Source organism: Terrabacter koreensis (assembly GCF_054783315.1).
Genome location: NZ_BAAGQU010000005.1, coordinates 170281 through 192619 on the forward strand (window position 1 = coordinate 170281; position 22339 = coordinate 192619).

Consider the following 22339-nt stretch of genomic DNA (forward strand, 5'->3'; position numbering starts at 1 on the left):
GGAGGCGCGCCATGGACTTCACCCCGATCATCGACGGCTTCGGCATCGTCCTGCAGCCGACCAACCTGCTCTACTGCCTCATCGGTGTCGTCATCGGCATGCTCATCGGCGTGCTGCCGGGCCTCGGGCCGGCGGCGACCATCGCGATCCTGCTGCCCATCACCTACGGCGTCGAGCCGGTCTCGGCGATCATCATGCTCGCCGGCATCTTCTACGGCGCCCAGTACGGCGGAACCATCACCTCGGTGCTGCTGCGGCTACCGGGCGAGGCGAGCTCGGTCGTCACCGTCTTCGACGGGTTCGCGATGGCCAAGCAGGGCCGGGCCGGGGCCGCGCTCGGCATCGCGGCCATCGGGTCGTTCATCGGTGGCACGGTCTCGATCATCGGCCTGTCGGTGCTCGCCCCCGTCATCGCCGGCTACGCGCTGGACTTCGGGCCGCCGGAGTATGCCGCGCTCGGGCTCCTGGGCGTGCTGCTCGTCTCGACCGTCGGCAACGGCGGCAAGCTCAAGGCCGTCATCGCCGCCGCGCTCGGCCTGCTCATCGCCACGGTCGGCCGTGACTCGTTCACCGGCGCCGAGCGGTTCACCTTCGGCAACCTCAACCTCGCCGACGGCATCGACTTCGTGCCGATCGCCATGGGCCTCTTCGGTCTCGGCGAGATCCTCTACAACCTCGAGGAGAACCACAAGAAGGTCCACGCGCCGGCGAAGGTCACCAAGGTGTGGCCCAGCCGCAAGGACCTCTCCGACTCCAAGGGTGCGATCGCTCGTGGCTCGGGCATCGGCTTCGGCCTGGGCGTGCTGCCCGGTGGCGGCGCCGTGCTCTCGTCACTCGTCGCGTATGCCGTCGAGAAGCGTCGCGCGAAGCAGCCCGAGCGCTTCGGCAGGGGCGCGATCGAGGGCGTGGCCGCCCCCGAGACCGCCAACAACGCGGCCGCGACGTCGTCGTTCATCCCGCTGCTGACGCTCGGCATCCCCGCCAACGCGACGATGGCCCTGATGTTCGGCGCCCTTCTCCTGCAAGGGGTCCAGCCAGGTCCACAGCTCGTCGACACCCACCCCGACATCTTCTGGGGCGTCATCAACTCGATGTACATCGGCAACATCCTGCTGCTCATCATGAGCATCCCGATGGTCGGCGTCTTCGTGCGCATCCTCAGGGTGCGGCCCGCCATCCTCGCGCCGATCACGGCGCTCATCACGGTTCTCGGCGTCTACACCGTCAACAACTCGGTCTTCGACATCTACCTCGTCATCGTGTTCGGCGTCGTCGGCTACCTCATGAAGAAGTTCGGCTTCGACCCCGGCCCGATGGTCCTGGCGTTCGTGCTCGGCACGCTCATCGAGTCCTCGGCCCGTCAGTCGCTGCTCATCTTCGGGGGTGACCCCACCGGGTTCCTCACCCGCCCGATCTCGGGCACCGTCCTGGCCGCCATCGTCGCCGTCGCGATCTTCCCCTTGGTGCGCAAGGTGATCCGTGCGCGCCGCGGCGGGCCCGTCGACGCCCCGGGCTCGACCCCCACAGAGATCCCCGCAGGGATCCCCGCAGAGATCCCCGACCGCGAGACCACGGAGGCGAAATGACCATCCTCGTCGGCTACCTCGACACCCCGGAGGGCCGGGCCGCGCTCGACTCGGGCATCGCCGAGGCGGCGCTGCGCGACCAGCCCCTGGTCGTCGTCAACTCACCCCGGCGCGGCGCGCCCGTCGACGACGACATGCTCGCGCCCGAGCAGGTCAGCGCCATCGTCGACCGCGCGACCGACCGTGGCGTCCGCGTCGAGGTGCGCCAGCCGCTGCACGGCGACTCGCTCGCCGAGACCCTCGAGTCGGTCGCCCGCGACGTCGACGCCTCCCTCGTCGTCATCGGCATCCGGCACCGCAGCCCGGTCGGCAAGCTCATCCTCGGCAGCACCGCCCAGCGCATCCTGCTCGACGCGTCGGTGCCTGTGCTCGCCGTCAAGGCGGACTCGTGACGCGCGCGACCCGCTCGCGCATCGCGGCGGTCGAGATCACGCCCGTCGCGTTCGAGGACCCGCCGCTGCTCAACGTCGTCGGGGTGCACCAGCCGTACGCGTTGCGCGCGATCGTGCGCGTGCGCACCGACTCAGGGTCGGTCGGCCTGGGCGAGACGTATGCCGACGAGACGCACCTCGCGCGCCTCGCCGCGGTCGCGAAGGCCGTGGTCGGCACCGACGTCTTCGACCTCAACGCGCTGTGGCGCGCCACCGTCGACGCGCTGGGCGCGAGCACGGGGGGAGGTGGCGCCAGCTTCGGCGGCATGCTCGAGCTCGGCTCGGCGGTCGCGACGGTCTACTCCCCGTTCGAGGTGGCCTGCCTCGACGTCCAGGGCCGCGAGACCGGCCGCCCGGTCAGCGACCTGCTCGGCGGGGCCGTCCGCGACACGGTGCCGTTCAGCGCCTACCTCTTCTACAAGTGGGCCGGGCATCCCGACCGGCCCGACGACGACTGGGGTGAGGCCCTGACCCCCGACCAGCTCGTCGATCAGGCCAAGCGGATGGTGACGGCATACGGCTTCGAGGCGATCAAGCTCAAGGGGGGCGTGCTGCCGCCCGCCGATGAGGTCGAGGCGATGCGGGCGCTGCGCGAGGCGTTCCCCGACCACAGGCTGCGCATCGACCCCAACGGTGCCTGGACGGTCGACACCTCGGTGAAGGTCGCGGCCGAGCTCGCCGACGTCATCGAGTACCTCGAGGACCCGACGCCCGGCATCGACGGCATGGCGGCCGTCGCCCGCGAGACCGACCTGCCGCTCGCGACGAACATGTGCGTCATCGCGTTCGAGCACCTCGAGCCGGCCGTGCGCGCGAACGCCGTCGGCGTCGTCCTGTCGGACCACCACCTGTGGGGTGGGCTCCAGCGGTCGCGCCTCCTCGCCGGCATCTGCGACACGTTCGGCCTGGGCCTGTCGATGCACTCGAACAGCCATCTCGGCATCAGTCTCGCGGCCATGACGCACCTGGCCGCCGCGACGCCGAACCTCACGTACGCGTGCGACACCCACTACCCGTGGAAGACGGAGGACGTCGTCAAGCCGGGCGTGCTCGACTTCGTCGGCGGCGCGGTCGCGGTGCCGACGACACCCGGCCTTGGCGTGGATCTCGACGAGGACGCGCTCGGCGCGCTGCACGAGCAGTACCTGTCGTGCGGCATCCGCCGACGGGAGGACACCGTCTACATGCAGTCGGTCCAGCCGGCGTTCGAACCCAACACGGCACGCTGGTAGGCGCGCTCAGCCCTGCTGGAGCCGGGCCCGCGAGTTGGCGAGGTGCAGTCTCATCGCGGCGCGGGCTGCCGGCCCGTCCGCCCGGGCGATCGCGAGGTAGATGTTCTCGTGCTCGAGCGACACCCGCGTCACGTGCGTCGCGTCGGAGACCGTGTAGGCGGCCTCGAGCCGCGTGCGCGGGAGCATGATCATCACCGGCCCCATTGACGCGAGCAGGTCTGCGTAGAAACGGTTCCCGGACGCCAGGGCGATGCGTCGATGGAACTCGAAGTCGGCCTCGACGGCGCCGCTCGGCTTCTCGCCGGCCCGGGTCAGCTCGCGCAGCGCCCGCTCGATCGCCTTCAGCTGCACCTCGGTGCGTCGCTCTGCCGCCAGCCCGGCCGCCTCGCTCTCGACCCCGATGCGGAAGTCGATCATGTCGAGCACGTCGCGGTGGGTGCGCACCCGGTCCGCGCCGACGGCGAAGCCCTGGGTCTCGGGCAGTGCGAGCACGAACGACCCGCGGCCCTGAAAGGTCTCGACGAGGCCTGCCGCCTGAAGCCGCGAGATGGCCTCGCGGACGACGGTGCGGCTCACGCCGTACTCGGCGACGAGCGAGGCCTCGGTCGGCAGCTTCTGGCCGGGCTCCATCCTGCCGGCGAGGATCTGCTCCTTGAGCTTCTCGACCAGCTCGTGCGCCAGGCCGCGGCCGGTGTCCCGGTCGATGAGGTCGGTGCGGTCCGGGCGCTCGTCACCGCCGGCGTCTCGTGGGGTCACGGCGCCCAACCTAGTCGGCGCGCAGGCGGGGCGGCGGGCACGTCAGGCGCGCCCGACCTCATAGGTGTCCACGGTCCAGGCCTTGGCCTGCTCGCTGAGCGTGAAGCCGAGGCCGGGTCGGTCGGGCACGACCATGCGCCCGTCGCGGGTCTCGAGGCGCTCGTTGAAGAGCGGGTCGAGCCACTCGAAGTGCTCGACCCACGGCTCGCGGGGGTAGCAGGCGGCGAGGTGCAGGTGGATCTCCATGGCGAAGTGCGGGGCGAGCTGCAGGCCGGCGTGGTCGGCGAGCGTCGCGAGGCGAAGGAAGGGCGTGATGCCACCGACGCGCGGAGCGTCCGGCTGGATGATGTCGGCCGCGCGCGCCTCGATGAGCCGCACGTGCTCGGCGACGCTCGAGAGCATCTCGCCGGTCGCGATCGGGGTGTCGAGCGCGGCCGCGAGCTGCGCGTGGCCCTCGGCGTCGTACGCGTCGAGGGGCTCCTCGATCCAGACCAGGTTGAGGTCCTCGACGGCGCGGCCGAACCGCAGGGCACTCGCGCGGTCCCACTGCTGGTTGGCGTCGACCATGAGCGGCACGTCGTCGCCGAGGTGCTCGCGCACGGCGGCCAACCGCTGGAGGTCGATCTTCATGTCGGGCTGGCCGACCTTGATCTTGATGCCCCCGATGCCGGCCGCGACCGACTCGGACGCACGCTCCTTGACCTCGTCGATCGGGGCGTGGAGGAAGCCGCCCGACGTGTTGTAGGTGCGCACCGAGTCGCGGTGCGAGCCGATGAGCTTCGAGAGCGGCAGGTCGGCCCGGCGTGCCTTGAGGTCCCAGAGCGCGATGTCGATGGCGGCCAGGGCCTGGGTGGCGACGCCGGAGCGGCCGACCGAGGCGCCGGCCCAGAGCAGCTTGTCGTAGACCTTGGCGATGTCGCTGGGGTCCTCGCCGAGCAGGCCCTCGGCGACCTCCTTGGCGTGCGCGAACTGCGCGGGCCCACCGGCACGCTTGCTGTAGCTGAAACCGGTGCCGCTGTGGCCCTGCTCGGTCGCGATCTCGGCGAAGAGGAGCACGACCTCGGTCATCGGCTTCTGGCGACCGGTCAGCACCTTGGCGTCGCTGATCGGGGTGGGCAGGGGCAGGACGACGGACGAGAGGGCGACGTGGCGGATGCGGTCTGCGGTCATGGCACTTCCTCGAGCACGGACGACGGTGACGCGACTTATATTACGAGTCAATTACTTGTATGACAACTAGTCTCGATCGAGTGGGCAGTTTCCGACGTCGGGAAGTGGGCACTCGACCAGGAGCTTCGGTCGAGTGCTCATTTCGCGGTCGGGTGGGTCAGGAGGCCTTGCGGAGGGCGTTGATCTCGCGGCGCTTCGTCAGCGCCATGGCGAGGGCGATCTTGCGCGCGTCGATGCTGATCTCGCGCAGCATGCCCGAGATCGGGTTCGTGTAGCCGGTGTACCAGAGGCCCCTGGCGCCGCGAGCCGTTCGACCGCCGCGCTCGACCGGGCGGCCCTTGCCGTCGAGCACGCCGAGGTGGCCGAGGAGCGGCTCGAGGCCCTGGTGGTAGCCGGTGGCGAGCACGACGACGTCCGGCCTGAGGCGGGTCCGGTCGGCCAGCACGACCTCGTCGCCCTCGACCGAGACGAGGGCTGCCACGGGCTCGACGGCGCCCGTGCGCACGGCGTCGATGATGCCGACGTCCTGGACCGGGATCGCGTTGTCGCGCTCGACGCGGGTCAGCAGCCCGGTGTCGGGGCGGGGGAGGCCGTGCGCGGACAGGTCAGGCGTCTGGAGCCGCTCGACGAAGGGGGCCACGCGGTCGACGAGTGCGGTCGGCAGGCGGCGCACGGCGATGCCGGTGTACTGCGCGGCGACGGGTCCGCGGTTGCGGCGGAGGATGTGTGGCACGGTGCGGACCGCCATCCGCACGCGGGCGGCGCCGTGCTCGGCGAGGTCGACGGCGAGCTCGGTGCCGGTGTTGCCGGTGCCGACGACGAGGACGTCCTTGCCGGCATACGCGGCGCCGTTGCGGTAGCGCCGGGCCAGCAGCACCTCGCCGGTGAACCCGTGCAGGCCGGGGACGTCGGGCTCGCGCGGCGTGTGGTTGAAGCCCGTCGCGACGACGGCGTAGGGCGCCGTCACGGACGACCCGTCGGCGAGCGAGACGGTCCACGAGCGGCCGTCGGCGGTGCGGTCCACCCGGGCCGCCTCGGAGTCGTGGCGCACGTCGAGGTCGTGGTGGGCGGCATACAGCTCCAGGTAGCGCACGACGTCGTCGCGCGAGACCCAGCGCCCCATCTCCCTCGGGATCGGCAGCCCGGGCAGACCGGAGAGCTCACGCGGGGTGTGCAGGTGGAGACGGTCGTAGTGCCCCCGCCACGAGCTGCCGACGGAGTCGCTGCGCTCGAGCACGACCGCGTGCAGCCCGCGGTGCTTGAGGGCCGCGGCGGTCGCGAGGCCGGCAGGGCCCCCGCCGATGACGTGGGCATCGACAGGTCGGGCGGGCCGGTTGGGTGAGCTCACAGTCGGACCCTAGTGCCGGCTCGGGCTCGGCGGGCCGAGGACGGCCGGACCTCGGCGCCCTGGCGTCTCAGGCGTTCTCCACGTGCTCGGCCACCCACTCGTTGAGGGGACGGATCGCGCGCCACGTGTCGCGCACACGGGTGAGGGTGCTCTTCGTCGCGAGCCAGTCGGGGTCGCCGAAGTCGCGGATCACCATGAGCTCCTTGTGACGGAGGGTCTCGATGCGGGGGTGGTCGGCGGCATACCCCCTCGGTGTGGTGCGCACCTTCTCGCCGTGCACCTCGAAGCCCTTGCGCCGCAGGCCGTCGAGCAGCGACTCGAGGCGCTGCCCGCTCGCCGGAGCGTCGACGGCTCGGCGCAGGCTCGCCGTCTGCGCGGTCGAGTGGGCGCGGAAGCCGCCGCCGGCCCGGAGCCCGGTCGCACTGATCTCGACGTAGTAGCCGGAGCTCGGCTCGGCCGCGACGAAGGCCCCGAGGTGGGTCTTGTAGGGCGACTTGTCGGCGCTGAAGCGGATGTCGCGGTTGGGGCGGAAGAGCTTCGCCTCGCCGAACTCCTCCTCGAGCGCGTCGACGAGGGCGAGCATCGGCGCACGCGCGTGCCGCTCCCACTGCTCCTTGTGGTCGGTCCAGTACGCCTTCGAGTTGTCGGCCTCGAGCCCGGCGTAGAAGCCGAGGGCGCCGGTGGGGAAGCCGGTGAAGGCGGCGGGTGTGGTCGCGTCGGCGCTCATGGGGTGGACTCTCGCACCACCCCCGGCTTGTTAGGCAAGGCTTACCTGTGCTTTGCTCATTTCGGGCACGGTGACGTGACCTAATTGCTGGGAGAAGTCTGGGACTGGAGGGGCACCGTGCTCGCGAGCAACGCGCTCATCGGACTGCGTGAGGGGCTGGAGGCCGCGCTCGTCGTCGTCATCCTCGTCGCGTTCCTCGTCAAGACCGACCGCCGGTGGGCGCTGCGCCACGTCTGGACCGGTGTGGGGGTCGCGGTCGCGCTGTCTGTCGGGCTGGGCGCCCTGCTCACCTACGGCACCAAGCAGCTGACCTTCGAGGCCCAGGAGCTCATCGGCGGCAGCGCCTCCATCATCGCCGTCGTCTTCGTGACCTTCATGGTCTTCTGGATGAAGTCCGCCTCGCGCACCATCTCCGGCGAGCTCAAGGGCAAGCTCGACCGTGCCCTCGACATGGGCCCGTTCGCGATCGCGCTCGTCGCCTTCCTCGGCGTCGGACGCGAGGGCCTCGAGACCGCGATCTTCTTCTACGCCACCACCGAGGCCGCCGGTCAGGGCAACAACCAGCCGCTCATCGGCTGGGTCGTGGGCCTCGCCGGCGCTGTCGTGCTCGGCTGGCTCCTCTACCGCGGCGCCGTGAGGATCAACCTCGCGAAGTTCTTCCGCTGGACCGGCATCCTGCTCGTGCTCGTCGCGGCCGGCATCCTCGCGTACGGCCTGCACGACCTGCAGGAGGCGCGTCTCCTCCCCGGCCTCACCACCCTCGCCTTCGACGTCAGCGCGACGGTCGACCCGAGCAGCTGGTACGCCACCCTGCTCAAGGGCATCTTCAACTTCACGCCGGCCACCACGGTGCTCCAGGCGGTCGCCTGGGTGCTCTACGTCGGCATCGTCATGACGCTCTTCCTGCGTCCGGCCCGGTCCGCCCCGCAGGCCCCGGCCGCGACCTCTGGTGGCACCCGTCCTGCCGTCGCCGCCTGAACCGGCCGACTCAGGGCCGGCACGCGCCCGAACCACCCGACCCACAGCCCAGCTCACAGGAGAACCATGTCCCGCCGCGCCCTGCGCACCGTCACTCCCCTCGCCCTCACCCTCATCGCCGGGCTCGGGCTCGGTGCCTGCACCGACAAGGCCGACTCGAACGGCGCGACCGGTGGGGCGACCGCGGCCGGTGGCCCGATCATCGTCAACGCCACCGACACGGCTTGCGAGCTGAGCGCGACCACCGCGAAGGCCGGCACCATCACCTTCGAGGTCACCAACCGCGGCACCGAGGTCAACGAGTTCTACGTCTACGCCGAGGGCGACCGCATCGTCGGCGAGGTCGAGAACATCACCCCGGGCCTCAAGCGGGAGCTCAAGGTCGAGGTCACCCAGCCGGGCTCGCTGACCACGGCCTGCAAGCCGGGCATGGTCGGGGACGGCATCCGCGGCACCTTCACCGTCACCGGATCGGCCACCGCGGGCAGCGCGGACCAGAAGGTCGCCACCGCCATCGCCGACTACAAGGCCTTCGTGGCGACACAGACCGACGAGCTGCTCACCGGCACAGCGGCTTTCGTGGCCGCGGTCAAGGCCGGCGACGTCGCCAGGGCCAAGGAGCTCTACCCGACCGCGCGGCTCCCGTGGGAGACCATCGAGCCCGTCGCCGAGAGCTTCGGCGACCTCGACCCGCGCATCGACGGACGTGAGGACGTCGTCGAGGACGGCATGACGTTCACCGGCTACCACCGCCTCGAGAAGGACCTCTGGGTCAGCGGCCTCCAGAAGGACTCGAACGCCGTCGCCGAACAGCTGCTCGCCGACGTCAGGGAGATCGCGGCGAAGAGCAAGACCGTCGAGCCCACGGCGCTGACCATCGCGGGCGGCGCCAAGGCCCTCCTCGACGAGGTCGCGACCGGCAAGGTCACCGGCGAGGAGGAGCGCTACTCGCACACCGACCTCTGGGACTTCCGCGGCAACCTCCAGGGATCGCAGTCGGCGCTCGAGACGCTCCGTCCCGTCGTCGCCGAGCGCGACCCCGCGCTCCAGAAGGCGCTCGACGCGCGCTTCGCCGCGCTCAACAAGCTGCTCGAGTCGCACCGCGTCGCAGGCACGTTCGTCTCCTACGAGAAGCTCAGCGACGCCGACATCAAGGCTCTGACCGTCTCGCTCGACGCCCTCAGCGAGCAGGTGGCCAAGGTGCCCGGTGTCGTGGAGGCCAAGTGAGCACCGAGGGCCTGAGCCGCCGTCGCCTCCTCGGAACCGGCGGGACGGCCGCCGTCGCAGGTGTGGCAGGTGTCGCCGTCGGCGCCACGACCGCTGGAGCCCTCGCTCTGCGAGGGAATGCCGTGACCGATGACAGCACCGCCGCAGGTGCCCCGGGGGCGACGACCCCGTCGCCGGCGCTCGCCCTCGATGCGGCGATCCCCTTCCGCGGCGTCCACCAGGCCGGCATCGTCACGCCGGCCCAGGACCGCCTGCACTTCGTCGCGCTCGACGTCGTGACGAAGGACCCGGCCCAGCTGCGCGGGCTGCTCGAGGCCTGGACCCGTGCCGCCGAGCGGATGACCGTCGGTGCCGAGGCGGCTCCGGGCGGCCTCGTCGGCGGTGGACCCAACCGGGCACCCGAGGACACCGGCGAGGCGTACGGCCTGCCGGCATCCGGCCTGACGATCACGATCGGCTACGGACCCTCGCTCTTCGACGAGCGCTTCGGTCTCGCAGCGAAGAAGCCGGCGGCCCTGAAGGAGCTGCCGGCCTTCGCCGGCGACCAGCTCGACCCGAGGCGCACCGGGGGCGACCTCTGCATCCAGGCGTGCGCCAACGACCCGCAGGTCGCCGTCCACGCGGTGCGCAACCTCATCCGCCTGGGCTTCGGCGTCGTCGCCGTCCGCTGGTCGCAGCTCGGCTTCGGCCGCACGTCGTCGACGTCCACCGCCCAGGCCACGCCGCGCAACCTGTTCGGCTTCAAGGACGGCACGAACAACCTCAAGGCCGAGCAGCCCGAGGACCTCGCGCAGCACGTCTGGGTCGCGAAGGACGACGAGCGGACCGGCGGCGCGTGGATGGCCGGCGGCTCGTACCTCGTCGCGCGACGCATCCGCATGCACATCGAGGTCTGGGACCGCACGCCCCTGCAGGAGCAGGAGGACATCATCGGCCGCGACAAGAAGGAGGGCGCGCCCCTCGGGCAGGCCAAGGAGTTCGACGCGCTCGACTTCGCGAAGAAGGGCCCCGACGGCGCGACCGCGATCCCCGTCGAAGCGCACGTTCGCCTGGCCCACGCCAGCCGGCTCGGCGGCATACGCATCCTGCGCCGCGGCTACAACTTCACCGACGGCTCCGACGGGGTCGGCCACCTCGACGCGGGGCTCTTCTTCCTCGCGTTCATGCGTGACCCCGAGAAGCAGTTCGTGCCGATGCAGCGGGCGCTCGCGAAGGCGGACGTGCTGAACGAGTACATCGAGCACAACGGCTCTGCGGTCTTCGCGTGCCCGCCCGGGCTGGCTGACGGCGAGCACTGGGGCCAGGCGCTCTTCGCCTGACCGCCGCTCCCTTGCCACCGAACGCGGCGTTCGGTGGCGAAAGCGCTGTCAGAACACTGAGTTCGCGATCGAACGCCGCGTTCGATGCGGGCGTGGTGCCTGGTCCTAGACGCTGACGCGCACCGTGAGGGAGCCGGGGCGCACGTTCGCGGTGACCTCGGTGGCCTCGCCGACGACGTCGCCGTCGATCTGCAGGGGGAGCGGCCGGTCGGCGCGCACCCGGATCTCCTTGCACACCTTGTGGTCGAGCGTCGGGTGGCCCTTGCGGCGACGGGTGGCGACGCGGGTCGCCACCGGCACCCAACCGACGACGCCCTTGGGCGAGGCGATGACGGTGTCGAGCTGGCCGTCGTCGACGCGGGCACTCGGCATGAGCACGAGGCCGCCGAGCAGCCGGCCGCAGTTGCCGATGACGACCATGCGAGCGCGTCTGCGGAACTCGAGGTCGTCGTCCACCTTCACCGAGACGCGGAACTCCGGCGACACGAGGTGCTTCAGGCCCGAGACCATGTAGGCCGGCCAGCCCACCTTCGCCTTGAGGTTCTCGTTGGTGCCCGCCATGATCTGCGCGTCCATGCCGACGCCGGCCATGACGACGAAGTAGTGCGTCTCGGGCGCGCCGGACTCGTCGGGGGCGTCGTCCATCGGGGCGGCCCCGACCACGATCTCGCCGACGTCGATGCGGCGGTTGCGCCCGGTGAGCGCCACCGCGACCGCGGCCTCCAGCGCGACCGGCAGGTCGAGGTTGCGGGCCAGCAGGTTGCCGGTGCCGGCCGGCAGGATGCCGAGGGGCGTCTCGGTGCCGACGAGCGCGCTCGCGACGTTGCGCACCGTGCCGTCGCCGCCGAGGCTGCAGACGACGTCGACGCGCTCGCTGACGGCCTGTGCCGCCTGGCCGCGGCCGGGGTCGTCGATCGTCGTCTCGAAGTAGAGCGGCTCACCCCACCCGTTGGCGAGGCACGTGCTCGTGATGCGCTCGCGGACACCCGGCAGGTCGGCGAACTTCGTCGGGTTGATGACGATCCCGGCACGCTTGAGCGGCGCGGGCGAGTCGTCGTCGCCGGAGCGAAAGTGGTCGCGCGGCGGACGGGGTCGACGGCGCCGCAGCGTGGCGGTCGTCTCCGGCGCGACACGGTTCAGGACGAGCCCCCCGACGACCAGCGCCAGCACGACGACGCCGGCGATGATCCACGGCAGGTAGTCCTTGAGCACGAAGACATACGCTATCCCGCGCGTGGGGCGCTCCCCGAATCGCCGGTGGACCGCGGCCCTAGGCTGGGCGCATGAGCGAGCCCCTCACCGACCCCGGGCCGTCGACCCCGGACGACTCGGACTGGACGTGGGTGCTGACCCGCCCGTGCCCCGACTGCGGCTTCGACACCGACGCGCTCGACGTCGCCGACGCACCGGCCGTCCTCCGCGACGCGGGGCAGAGGTATGCCGCCGCGCTGGGTCGCGACGACGTGCGCACCCGACCGGCCGAGGGGGTCTGGTCGCGGCTCGAGTACGCCTGCCACGTGCGCGACGTCTGCGACGTGATGACGGGCCGCCTCGAGCAGATCCTCGCCGGCGGTGGCGAGCTCGTCACCTTCGCCAACTGGGACCAGGACGCGACGGCCCTCGAGCGGCAGTACTGGCGCTCCGACCCCGACGTCGTCCAGCGCGAGGTCACGGCGGCGTTCGAGACGGCGGCGACGGCATACGCCCGACCCTCCGGTGCGCAGTGGGAGTGGCCCGCCCTGCGCAGCAACGGCTCGCAGTTCACGGCCCGCACGCTCACGCTCTACTTCCTGCACGACATCCGACACCACCTCTGGGACGTGACCGCATGACTCTCCCGATCGACGTGACCCTCCAGCTTCCCGAGCCCCGCACGCCCGACCCGCACGAGGCGCCGGCGATCCGCTGGGGCGTGCTGGCTCCCGGCGGCATCGCGCACGCCTTCGCCGACGCCGTCGCGGTGGGCACCTCGTCGTCGGTCGTCGCCGTCGGCTCGCGCAGCAAGGAGCGGGCTCAGGACTTCGCCGACGAGTTCGGCATCGCCCGCGCGCACGGTAGCTACGAGGATCTCGTGGCCGACCCCGACGTCGACGCCGTCTACGTCGCGTCACCGCACTCCGAGCACCGCGACCACGCGCTGCTCGCCATCGAGGCCGGCAAGCCGGTGCTCGTCGAGAAGGCCTTCACCCGCAGTGCCGCCGAGGCGCGCGAGGTGCTGTCCGCCGCCGAGTCCCGCGGACTGCTCGTCATGGAGGCGATGTGGAGCAGGTTCCTGCCGCACTACGACGTCGTGCGCCACGTCGTCGAGGCGGGGCTCATCGGCGACCTCGTTGCGGTGTACGCCGACCACGGCCAGCACCTCTACCCCGACGGACCCGCCCGGCTCTCCCAGCCCGAGCTCGCCGGCGGCGCCCTGCTCGACCTCGGCGTCTACCCCATCTCGTTCGCCGACGTCGTGCTCGGGGCGCCGGCTTCGGTCACGGCCGTCGGCACGCTCACCGACCTCGGCGTCGACGCGTCCTCGACCGTCACCGTCACCGGCGCCGCTGGTGGCCACGGGGTGCTCACGTGCACGATGGCTGCCGCGACCCCGTGCTCTGCTGTCGTCGCCGGCACCGAGGCGCGGCTCGAGCTCTCCAGCACGTTCTACACGCCCGGGTCGTCGATCCGTCTCGTCAACCGCGCCGGCGACGTCGTCGACGAGCGCGATGGTGGCCTGCCCGATGACGTGCGCGGCTTCTCCTACGAGGCAGCGGAGTTCGCCCGTCGTCTCACCGCGGGTGAGCGCGAGTCGCCGCTCATGACCCACGCCGCCACGCTGCGGGTCATGGAGACGATGGACGAGGTGCGCCGCCAGACCGGGGTCGTCTACCCCGGCGAGTGATCGGTGGCCGGCGGGCGAGGCCTGCCGTCACCGCGATCCCGCTCCCAGGGAGGCTTTTATGAGCACCTCGACCGACCGCAAGGGCAGCACGGGTGGGTTCGCGCGCCTACTCGGAGGCTAGGCGCCCGTGATGTTCGGGTCGCGCCAGCGGCGCTCGAAGGGCAGGCGCCACGTGAAGGGCGAGACGAGCTGGTGGATCTGGTTCGGTCCCCACGTGCCTGCCTCGTACGGCCGCACGACGGGCGGGTTGTCGAGCAGCGGCTGGGAGATCTCCCAGAGGCGCTCGATGCCCTCGGCGGACGTGAAGAGCGTGCGGTCACCGCGGGCCGCGTCGTAGATGAGGCGCTCGTAGGCCTCGAGCACCGCACCCGCCCAGTTCGTCTCCTGCATCGAGAACTGCATCGACAGCTTGTCGAGCTTCATCCCCGGGCCGGGGCGCTTGCCATAGAACGACAACGACATCCGGGCCTTGTCGGCGAGGTCGAAGGTGAGGTGGTCGGGGCCGTTGTCGCCGACGCCCGAGCTCGCCGGGAACATCGAGCGCGGCGGCTCCTTGAAGGCGATCGAGATGATGCGGGCGCCCTCGGCCATCCGCTTGCCGGTGCGCAGGAAGAACGGCACCCCGGCCCAGCGCCAGTTGTCCACGTAGCACTTGAGCGCCACGAAGGTCTCGGTCTGGCTCTCGGCGGACACGCCCTCGACGTCGCGGTAGCCGACGTACTGGCCGCGCACGACGTCGTGCGGCTCGATCGGCGACATCGAGCGGAAGACCTTGTTCTTCTCCTCGCTGATGGCGTGCGGCTCCAGGGCGGTCGGCGGCTCCATCGCCGTGAACGCCAGCACCTGGAAGAGGTGCGTCACCACCATGTCGCGGTAGGCGCCGGTGCCCTCGTAGAAGTCGGCGCGCTGCGCGAGGCCCAGCGTCTCGGGCACGTCGATCTGGATGTGGTCGATGTGGTTGCGGTGCCAGATCGGCTCGAAGAGGCCGTTGGCGAAGCGGAACGCGAGGATGTTCTGGGCCGCCTCCTTGCCGAGGAAGTGGTCGATGCGGAAGATCTGCTCCTCGTTGAAGACCTGGTGCAGCTCGGCGTTGAGCGCCTTCGCGCTCTCGAGGTCGGTGCCGAACGGCTTCTCCATGATGATGCGGCTGCGCTCGACGAGCTTGGCCTCCTCGAGCTGGTGCACGACGGCGAGCGCGGCCTTGGGCGGGACCGACAGGTAGTGCAGGCGCCACGCGTCGGGCCCGAGGATCGCCTCGGACTCGTCGACGGCATCGCGGATGCCTTGGGGCCCAGCCGAACCTGGCACCCAGTGGATGCGATCGGCGAACTCACGCAGGTCGTTGTCGGTGACGTCGTGGCTCGAGTGCTCGCGGATCGCGGTGAAGGCCAGGTCGAGGAACTCGTCCCGGCTCAGCTCGTCGAGCGAGGTCGCGACGACGCGCAGGCCCTCGAGCAGCTGCGACTCGTGGAGGTGGAGCATGCCGGGGAGGAGCTTGCGCCTCGCGAGGTCTCCGGTGGCACCGAACAGGACGACTGTCGTTGCAGGCATGCCCCCAGCGTCGCGCAAAACTCCTCCCCGCGGGAGGTCAGAGGGCCACCACGTCGACCCGCCCGCCGGCGACCTCCCACCGATGCGTCAGCCGTATGCCGTCGAGCAGGGTCTCGTCGTGGCTGACCACGAGCACGGTGCCCCCGAAGGCCGCCACGGCGGCCTCGAGCTGCTCGATGGCGTCGACGTCGAGGTGGTTGGTCGGCTCGTCGAGCACGAGCACGTTGACCTCGCGACCCTGGAAGAGGGCCATGAGCGCGCGGGTGCGCTCGCCCATCGACAGGCTGCGTGCCGGTCGGGCGACGTGCTCTGAACCCAGGCCGAACTTGGCGAGCAGGGTGCGCACCTCGGCCAGGGGCCACTCGCTGCCCGTGCTCCTGTGCGGACCCAGCTCGCGGCGCACGACGTCGAGCACGGTCGCGTCGTCGTCGAGCAGGGCACGCCGCTGGTCGATGACGCCGACGGAGACCCGCGTGCCGAGCGTGTGCCGACCCGACGTGAGGGGGAGGTCGCCGAGCAGGGCGGCGAGCAGCGTCGTCTTGCCGCTGCCGTTCTCGCCGACGAGGGCGATGCGGTCACCGCGGCCGACAGCGAGGTCGACCGGCCCCAGCCGGAACCCGTGCCTGTCGACGACGGCGTCTGCCAGGGTGGCGACGACGTCGGCCGACGGGCGCCCCTCGGTGATCGTGTAGCGCAGCTGCCACTCCTTGCGCGGCTGCTCCACCACGGCGAGCCGGTCGGCCGCGCGCTCGAGGCGTGCGCCCTTGGCGGCCTGCCGGTCGGCGCGGGCCCGGTGCTTCTCCCGGATGTGCTTGTCGCCCTCCTTCGTCGCCTTGAACCCGGTGCGTCCCTTGACCGCCCAGTCAGCCCGCTGGCGCGACTGCGCGAGCAGGCCGTCGCGCTCGGCGGCATACCCGGCATACGCCTCCCACGCCTGGGCGCGGGCGAGCTCGCGCTGCTCGACGTACGCACTCCAGCCGCCCGTGTAGTGGGCGATGCGCTGCTGCTTCGCGTCGAGCTCGAGGACGCCCGTCGCGACCTCGTCGAGGAACCTCCGGTCGTGGCTCGCGATGAGGACCGGGCCGGTGTGGGAGCGCACGAACTCGGCCATCATCGCGAGGCCACGGGCGTCGAGGTCGTTCGTCGGCTCGTCGAGCAGCAGCACGTCGTAGCGGCTGAGCAGCACGGCGACGAGACAGGCTCGGGCCGCCTGGCCGCCCGAGAGCGTGCCGAGCGGACGGTCGAGCGCGACGTCGAGGCCGACCTTCGCGGCCACCTCGGGCAGGCGCTCGTCGAGGTCGGCCGCGCCGAGGGCGAGCCAGCGCTCGAGGGCCAGGGCGTAACGGTCGTCGCTGCCGGGCAGGCCGTCCGCCACCGCGGCCGAGGCCGCCTCGAGCTCCGTGTCGGCGGCCGTGACGCCGGTGCGGCGGCGGGCGTAGGCGAGGAGCGTCTCGGCGGGGTTCGGCACGACCTGCGGCAGCCAGGCGACGGTCGCGTCGCGCGGGGCGAGCCGGATCGAGCCGGCGTCGACTGAGAGGTCGCCGACGACGGTGCGCATCAGCGTCGACTTGCCGGACCCGTTGGGGCCGACGAGCGCCGTGACGTCACCGTCGGCGAGCGTCAGGTCGAGCCCGGAGAAGAGCGTGCGCGCGCCGAAGGCGACGTCGAGGCCGGAGAGGGTGAGGGTGCACGAGGGTGTGGGAGACATGGCGAGGTCCTTGATGGTCGGCAGGGCCCCGCGGCGTGACGTCAGCTCGAGTGCGAGCGGTCAGGGCGCGGGCGGGCACGAGGCATCAGGAGATCCACACGGAGCAGACCGTAGAGGCTCTGCGCGGCCCCCGTCCACCGACTTTCCGTTCCGGGGGAGGGCGTGGGGGGTCAGGTGAGGCCGGCGTCGTGGACGACGATGGCGACCTGCACCCGGTTGTCGGCGCCCACCTTGTCGAGCACACGTGACACGTGCGCCTTGACGGTCGGCACCGACAGGTAGAGCTCGCGCGAGATGTCGGCATTGGACAGACCGCGGCCGATCGCCAGCGCCACCTCGCGCTCCCGCTCCGTGAGGTCGGCGAGGCGCGCCTCGGCGGCGGAGCGCCTGCCGTCCCCGTCGCCGGCGGCACCGCCGGCCGCACCTGCGACGTGCGCGATGAGCGTGGCCGTGACGCTGGGGGACAGGATCGGCTCGCCCGCGGCGACCTGCCGCACCGCGTCCACGAGCCGCCGCGGCTCGGTGTCCTTGAGGAGGAAGCCGGACGCGCCGTCGCGCAGAGCCTGCACGACCATGTCGTCGGCGTCGAACGTCGTCAGCACGATGACCCTGAGCTCCTCACCCCGGGCGGCGCGCGCAGCACGAGCGGCGTCGGAGAGCAGGGCGCGCGTCGTCTCGAGGCCGTCCCGGCGCGGCATCCGGATGTCCATGAGCACGACTTCGGGCCGGTGCCGTTCGACGACGGACTCCCCCTCGATGCCGTCACCGGCCTCGGCGACGACCTCGAGGTCGTCCGCGCCTCCGAGGATCATGCGCAGCCCGGCCCGCACGAGGGCGTCATCGTCGACGAGCACGACCCGCGTGCGCCGCTTCGCCTGGTCCCCCGACTCCCCGTTCATCGCGACCACGGTAGCCGTGCGGTCACGACGAAGTCGCCCGCCCGGTCGGGGCCGTAGGTGAGCTCGCCGCCCGCGAGGACGGCCCGCTCGGTGAGGCCCAGCAGCCCGAGCCCGGCACCTTCGGTGCGCCCCGGCCGTATGCCGTCCGTCCCGTCGGTGCCTCGCCGCGCGCTCGGGAGGGCGGCGGGGTTGCGGACGCTGACGCGTACCTCCTCGTCGTCGAGGCCCGCGCCGGGCGCGGTCGAGACGGCGAGCCGGACGGGAGCGCCCGGCGCGTGCTTGCGGGCGTTCGTGAGGCACTCCTGGACGATCCGGTAGGCGTTGCGCGACACCTGCTCGGGCACCGACGACAGGTCTCCCGACGAGTCGAACCTGACGATCGACCCACCCGAGGCCGCCTCTGCGACAAGGGGTCCGAGGTCGTCGAGGGTGGGCTGTGGCGGTTCGGGCGCGCCGCCGTCGACCCCGCCCGCGCCGGGCACGTCGCGCAGCACCCCGAGCACGGCCCGCAGCTCTGTCAGGGCCCGGTTGGCGCTGTCGCGCACGATCTCGGCCGTCTCGCTGACCTGCTCCGGACGCAGGTCGGTGCGGTAGGCGAGAGCCCCGGAGTGCATGGCCACCAACGAGATCCGGTGCGCGAGCACGTCGTGCATCTCGCGTGCGATGCGGGCCCGCTCGGCCACCTGGGCCTGCACGACGCGCATCGCCTGCTCCCGCTCGGCGGTGAGGGCGCGCTCGTGGAGCGAGGCGACGAACGCCCGGCGCTCGCCGATGGCCCAGCCGATCGCGACGAGGGCCGCGAGCGACAGGGCGCCGATGATGACGGAGGTCAGCGTCTGGGGCGGCAGCTGGGCCCGGAAGATCCACTCGTGGCCGAAGCCGGCGAGGAAGTAGGGCACCGCGATGACCGCCACCTCGCGCCAGCGCCGACGCGTCGCCAGGGAGACGAGCGCGAGGGCGGACGGTCCGATCGCGACCGTCGACCCGGCGCTGACGACCGACGTGACGACCGCGACGGGCAGCGGCCACCGCCGGCGCCAGTGCAGCAGTGCCGTCGCGACGACGCCGAGCCCGAGGTCGACGAGCAGCCAGTCCTTGCCGAACCGCGTCGTCACCTGCTCCGAGTCGAGCTCGACCTGGACCGCGCCCCAGACGAGGAGTCCGAAGGCCAGGGCGACGGCGAGGCGCCACGACTCTCCCCACACGTGACCGCGGCGGGTAAGGGCGATCCGGGGCTGGGGCACCCGCCCAGCGTAGGCAGCGAACCCGCCGGGCGGCATACGACCAAGGTCTGCTTTCGGGGCCCGACCCTGAGCGCGGACCCTGACTCCGGTCAGGGTCGCGTACGACCTTGGTAGGGGTCGGAATCAGGCTTGTGACGGATGTGCGGGCCCGTTCGTCTCCGAGAGGGTTGGGCCCATGATCACAGTGGAACGACTCACCAAGCGCTACGGCCCCTTCACGGCCGTCGACGACGTCTCGTTCGAGGTGAAGCCCGGTCTCGTCACCGGCTTCCTCGGGCCGAACGGTGCCGGCAAGACGACCGCGATGCGCGTCATGTCCGGCCTGACTCCCGCGAGCTCGGGCCGGGCCACGGTGCTCGGCAAGCCGTACGCCGCCCTGCCGAACCCGGGCCGCCACGTCGGCCTGCTCCTCGACGCCTCCGCGCAGCACGCCGGCCGCACGGGTCGCGAGGTCCTCACGCTCGGCGCGATCCTCATGGGCGTCGGCAAGCGCCGCGTCGACGAGATGGTCGAGCTGGTCGGCCTCACCGAGAAGGAGGCGAACCGTCGGGTCCGCAACTACTCCCTCGGCATGCGCCAGCGCCTCGGCATCGCCCACGCGCTCCTCGGCGACCCCGAGGTGCTCATCCTCGACGAGCCGGCCAACGGCCTCGACCCCGCCGGCATCCGCTGGATGCGTGACCTGCTGCGCGGCTACGCCAACGAGGGCGGCACGGTGCTGCTCAGCTCGCACCTGCTGAACGAGATCGAGCGCGTCGCCGACGAGATCATCGTCATCGGGCACGGCAGGATCGTCGCGCAGGGCACCAAGGACGAGCTGCTCGCCGGCGCCGGCACCTACACCCGCTCGACCGACGACGACGCGCTCCTGGGCGCGCTCGCCGCGCAGTCGATCGTCGCGCAGCGCACCCCGACCGTTGGTCTCCAGGTCGAGGCCGAGCCCATCGAGGTCGGCCGGGTCGCCGCGGCCCACCAGATCGTCCTGACCGAGCTGCGCGGTGGCGACAGCCGGGGTCTCGAGGAGATGTTCCTCGACCTCACGGCCGACGCCGCCCGAGAGGAGGTGGCGGCATGATCACCACGACGTCCCCCGCCACGGCGCCGGTGGCACCGGTGTCACCGAACGCCGAGTCCAGTCTCCCGACCACCGCGAAGGTGCCGTCGCGCCTGGCCGGCCCTCGCCCGGCCATCGGCGTCCCGTTCACCCGCCTCATGCACGTCGAGCTGCGCAAGATGCTCGACACCCGCGCCGGTCGCTGGCTGCTCATCGGCATCGCAGCCATCATCGCCATCGCTCTGACGATCATGTTCTTCAACGACGGTGGCCAGCACTCCTTCGAGGAGTACCTCCAGGCGACGACGATGCCGATGGCGATCATCCTCCCGGTCGTCGGCATCCTGGCCGTGACGTCCGAGTGGAGCCAGCGCACCGGCCTCGTCACGTTCGGCCTGGAGCCGCGCCGCATCCGGGTCGCGTGGGCCAAGCTGCTCTCGGCGCTGGCCGTCGGGGTCGCCGCCTTCGCGCTCGCACTGGCCCTCGCCGGCATCGCCCACCAGGCAGCGATCACGTTCCGGGGCATCACGGCCGACTGGGGCATCGACGGTCTCGTGTTGCTCGGGGCCGGCGGCTACGTGCTGCTCGGCATCGCGCAGGGCGTCGGCTTCGGCATGCTCTTCAAGAACACGCCCGCCGCGATCGTCGTCTACTTCATCCTCCCGACCGCGTGGTCGATCCTCGGCTCGATGGTCTCGTGGCTCGAGTCCGCGGCCGAGTGGCTCGACATGCAGCGCACGATGCAGCCGCTCTTCTCCGGGTCGCTGACCGGTGAGCAGTGGGCCCAGCTCGGCACCTCCGTCAGCCTCTGGGTCGTGCTCCCGCTGGCCTTCGGCATCTGGCGCCTGACCCGCGCCGAGGTGAAGTAGCCGGGGTCGGATAACGGCACCAACCCCCGCAGGTGGGCGGACGAATCCCCAAACGGGACAAGTCCGCCCACTTACGGGGGAGGTCTTGGCCGGGTCGTTCCGACGGTCCTACCGTGGCTTGGGTCAGGGGAAGACCGAACAGGGATGTCCATGATCACGAAGTCATTGGTTCGTCGTATGGCCGGGGTCGGTGTGCTGGCAGTCGCTGCAGGCACCGCCGGAATGAGTTCAGTTACAGCGCAGGCAAGTCCGGCGCACAGTCACATGCCGAAGGTCATCGCCTCCGGCCTCAACAGCCCGCGCCAGCTGGCGTTCAGCCCGAGCGGGTCCCTCTACGTCGCGGAGGCCGGCACGACCGGCAACACCGCCTGCCGCCCCAGCCCGCTGGACCCTGACGGAGGCACCCAGGCCTGCGTCGGCCTCACCGGCTCCGTCGCGCGGATCGGCGCGAAGGGCTACGTGAAGCGCGTCGTCACCGGGCTTCCGTCCGTCGGGTCCCCGGCTGACGCACTCGGCCCGGCCGACCTCGTCTTCACGGGCAACCACACGTTCGCGCTGACCATGGGTCTCGGTGGCTCGCCCGAGTTCCGGGCCAGCTTCGGGCCCAAGGGCAAGAACCTCGGCAAGCTGCTCAACGTCGAGCTCAAGAGCCACGGCAAGGCACGGGTCACGACCATTGCCGACCTCGCCCGGTTCGAGGCGAAGAAGAACCCCGACGGCACGGACGTCGACAGCGACCCGACGGGCCTCGCGCGCGCCGGGAAGGGCTTCGTCTTCACCGACTCGGGCGGCAACTCGATCAACGCGGTGCGCAGGTCGCACGTCTCGAACGTCGCCGTGCTCCCACCGGTTCCGACCACCAAGGCTGCACTGGGCCTGCCCGTCGGGTTCCCGGCCGACTCCGTCCCGACCGACGTCGTCAAGGGTCCGGACGGCGCCTGGTACGTCTCCCAGCTCGTCGGCTTCCCCTTCGAGAAGGGATCCGCGGCCATCTGGCGCATCAAGCCGGGTCATGCCCCGCAGAAGTGGGCGACCGGCCTGACCAACGTCACGTCGCTGGCCTTCGACAAGAAGGGCCACCTCTACGCCGTGGAGATCGCGTCGAACGGGCTCGCCTCGCCGCCGCCGATCGGCGCGCTGGTGCGCGTGCGGCCGCACTCGACGGCCCCGACCGTCGTCACCGGTGGCCTGTTCATGCCGTACGGCCTCGCCCTGCGCGGTGACTACGCCTACGTCACGACGCACTCCACCGATGCCGGAGGCGGTCAGGTCGTGAGGATCCACCTCTGACCCCTTGAAGGAAGAACGAGCGCGAGGTGTGCCGTGTGCCGTGTGGGGCGCACGGCATACCTCTGC

The 22339-nt window shown here is 71.6% G+C and carries 20 protein-coding genes; 11 read left to right on the plus strand and 9 right to left on the minus strand.

Annotated features, from left to right (window positions below; genetic code table 11):
• The first annotated feature begins 11 nt into the window (after positions 1 to 11).
• Genes ACYVNR_RS13060 through ACYVNR_RS13070 form a run of 3 tightly spaced genes read left to right on the plus strand, consistent with a single transcriptional unit; the run spans position 12 to position 3249 of the window.
• Positions 12 to 1586 (plus strand): tripartite tricarboxylate transporter permease, encoded by a 1575-nt coding sequence (locus tag ACYVNR_RS13060; protein ID WP_461048423.1) that lies wholly within the window; start codon positions 12 to 14, stop codon positions 1584 to 1586.
• Positions 1583 to 1978: a universal stress protein gene (locus ACYVNR_RS13065; RefSeq protein ID WP_045192962.1), complete on the plus strand. Its 396-nt coding sequence runs from the start codon at positions 1583 to 1585 to the stop codon at positions 1976 to 1978. The genes ACYVNR_RS13060 and ACYVNR_RS13065 overlap by 4 nt, the downstream gene beginning before the upstream one ends.
• A complete protein-coding gene (locus ACYVNR_RS13070) occupies positions 1975 to 3249 on the plus strand; it encodes a glucarate dehydratase family protein (RefSeq protein WP_461048426.1) in 1275 nt (424 codons plus the stop codon). Before ACYVNR_RS13065 ends, ACYVNR_RS13070 begins: the two co-directional genes overlap by 4 nt.
• A 6-nt stretch (positions 3250 to 3255) precedes the next feature.
• Here ACYVNR_RS13070 and ACYVNR_RS13075 read toward each other — a convergent pair whose 3' ends face one another.
• The 4 genes from ACYVNR_RS13075 to ACYVNR_RS13090 all read right to left on the minus strand — a co-directional run bounded on the left by ACYVNR_RS13075 (position 3256) and on the right by ACYVNR_RS13090 (position 7250).
• Positions 3256 to 4005, minus strand: coding sequence for a FadR/GntR family transcriptional regulator (locus tag ACYVNR_RS13075; RefSeq protein ID WP_461048428.1), 750 nt, complete (start codon positions 4003 to 4005; stop codon positions 3256 to 3258).
• Between the two features lie 42 nt (positions 4006 to 4047).
• A complete protein-coding gene (locus ACYVNR_RS13080; protein WP_461048430.1) occupies positions 4048 to 5175 on the minus strand; it encodes an L-talarate/galactarate dehydratase in 1128 nt (375 codons plus the stop codon).
• Positions 5176 to 5332: 157 nt separating this feature from the next.
• Positions 5333 to 6523, minus strand: a complete 1191-nt coding sequence (locus ACYVNR_RS13085; protein WP_461048432.1) for a flavin-containing monooxygenase — start codon at positions 6521 to 6523, stop codon at positions 5333 to 5335.
• 67 nt (positions 6524 to 6590) lie between these two features.
• Positions 6591 to 7250: a DUF2461 domain-containing protein gene (locus ACYVNR_RS13090; RefSeq protein ID WP_045192966.1), complete on the minus strand. Its 660-nt coding sequence runs from the start codon at positions 7248 to 7250 to the stop codon at positions 6591 to 6593.
• A gap of 117 nt (positions 7251 to 7367) precedes the next feature.
• On the opposite strand from ACYVNR_RS13090, the gene efeU reads away from it, so the two are divergent.
• The 3 genes from efeU (at position 7368) to efeB (ending at position 10774) form a co-directional block, all read left to right on the plus strand.
• Positions 7368 to 8228 carry an iron uptake transporter permease EfeU gene (efeU, locus tag ACYVNR_RS13095; protein WP_461048434.1) on the plus strand — a complete coding sequence of 287 codons (861 nt, stop codon included), beginning with the start codon at positions 7368 to 7370 and terminating at the stop codon, positions 8226 to 8228.
• A 66-nt stretch (positions 8229 to 8294) separates the two neighbouring features.
• Positions 8295 to 9455, plus strand: coding sequence for an iron uptake system protein EfeO (gene efeO / locus ACYVNR_RS13100; RefSeq protein ID WP_461048436.1), 1161 nt, complete (start codon positions 8295 to 8297; stop codon positions 9453 to 9455).
• Positions 9452 to 10774, plus strand: a complete 1323-nt coding sequence (gene efeB / locus ACYVNR_RS13105) for an iron uptake transporter deferrochelatase/peroxidase subunit (RefSeq protein ID WP_461048438.1) — start codon at positions 9452 to 9454, stop codon at positions 10772 to 10774. The genes efeO and efeB overlap by 4 nt, the downstream gene beginning before the upstream one ends.
• A gap of 105 nt (positions 10775 to 10879) precedes the next feature.
• Here efeB and ACYVNR_RS13110 read toward each other — a convergent pair whose 3' ends face one another.
• Positions 10880 to 11986, minus strand: coding sequence for a diacylglycerol/lipid kinase family protein (locus tag ACYVNR_RS13110; RefSeq protein WP_461048440.1), 1107 nt, complete (start codon positions 11984 to 11986; stop codon positions 10880 to 10882).
• A 71-nt stretch (positions 11987 to 12057) separates the two neighbouring features.
• On the opposite strand from ACYVNR_RS13110, the gene ACYVNR_RS13115 reads away from it, so the two are divergent.
• Together ACYVNR_RS13115 and ACYVNR_RS13120 are read left to right on the plus strand one after the other, a co-directional pair.
• Positions 12058 to 12606, plus strand: a complete 549-nt coding sequence (locus tag ACYVNR_RS13115; protein WP_461048442.1) for a DinB family protein — start codon at positions 12058 to 12060, stop codon at positions 12604 to 12606.
• Positions 12603 to 13658 carry a Gfo/Idh/MocA family protein gene (locus tag ACYVNR_RS13120; RefSeq protein ID WP_461048444.1) on the plus strand — a complete coding sequence of 352 codons (1056 nt, stop codon included), beginning with the start codon at positions 12603 to 12605 and terminating at the stop codon, positions 13656 to 13658. Before ACYVNR_RS13115 ends, ACYVNR_RS13120 begins: the two co-directional genes overlap by 4 nt.
• 117 nt (positions 13659 to 13775) lie before the next feature.
• Here the strand turns inward: ACYVNR_RS13120 and zwf are convergent, their stop codons facing one another.
• The 4 genes from zwf to ACYVNR_RS13140 all read right to left on the minus strand — a co-directional run bounded on the left by zwf (position 13776) and on the right by ACYVNR_RS13140 (position 19060).
• Positions 13776 to 15209 carry a glucose-6-phosphate dehydrogenase gene (gene zwf / locus ACYVNR_RS13125; RefSeq protein WP_045192973.1) on the minus strand — a complete coding sequence of 478 codons (1434 nt, stop codon included), beginning with the start codon at positions 15207 to 15209 and terminating at the stop codon, positions 13776 to 13778.
• A 37-nt stretch (positions 15210 to 15246) separates the two neighbouring features.
• The gene (locus ACYVNR_RS13130; RefSeq protein ID WP_458799254.1) at positions 15247 to 16917 is read right to left on the minus strand and encodes an ABC-F family ATP-binding cassette domain-containing protein; all 1671 of its coding nucleotides are present in this window, start codon (positions 16915 to 16917) and stop codon (positions 15247 to 15249) included.
• 170 nt (positions 16918 to 17087) lie between these two features.
• On the minus strand, positions 17088 to 17816 hold the full coding sequence (locus tag ACYVNR_RS13135; protein WP_461048447.1) for a response regulator: 729 nt from the start codon (positions 17814 to 17816) through the stop codon (positions 17088 to 17090).
• Complete coding sequence (locus ACYVNR_RS13140; protein WP_461048449.1) at positions 17813 to 19060, minus strand: sensor histidine kinase; 1248 nt, start codon at positions 19058 to 19060, stop codon at positions 17813 to 17815. The genes ACYVNR_RS13135 and ACYVNR_RS13140 overlap by 4 nt, the downstream gene beginning before the upstream one ends.
• 175 nt (positions 19061 to 19235) lie before the next feature.
• Here ACYVNR_RS13140 and ACYVNR_RS13145 point away from each other — a divergent pair, with 175 nt between their 5' ends.
• From ACYVNR_RS13145 to ACYVNR_RS13155, 3 genes are all read left to right on the plus strand, one after another.
• On the plus strand, positions 19236 to 20135 hold the full coding sequence (locus ACYVNR_RS13145; RefSeq protein WP_461048451.1) for an ABC transporter ATP-binding protein: 900 nt from the start codon (positions 19236 to 19238) through the stop codon (positions 20133 to 20135).
• Entirely contained in the window at positions 20132 to 20983 is an 852-nt protein-coding gene (locus ACYVNR_RS13150; protein ID WP_461048453.1) for an ABC transporter permease, read from the plus strand. The genes ACYVNR_RS13145 and ACYVNR_RS13150 overlap by 4 nt, the downstream gene beginning before the upstream one ends.
• A 264-nt stretch (positions 20984 to 21247) precedes the next feature.
• Complete coding sequence (locus ACYVNR_RS13155) at positions 21248 to 22273, plus strand: ScyD/ScyE family protein (protein ID WP_052677507.1); 1026 nt, start codon at positions 21248 to 21250, stop codon at positions 22271 to 22273.
• The last annotated feature ends 66 nt before the right edge of the window (positions 22274 to 22339 follow it).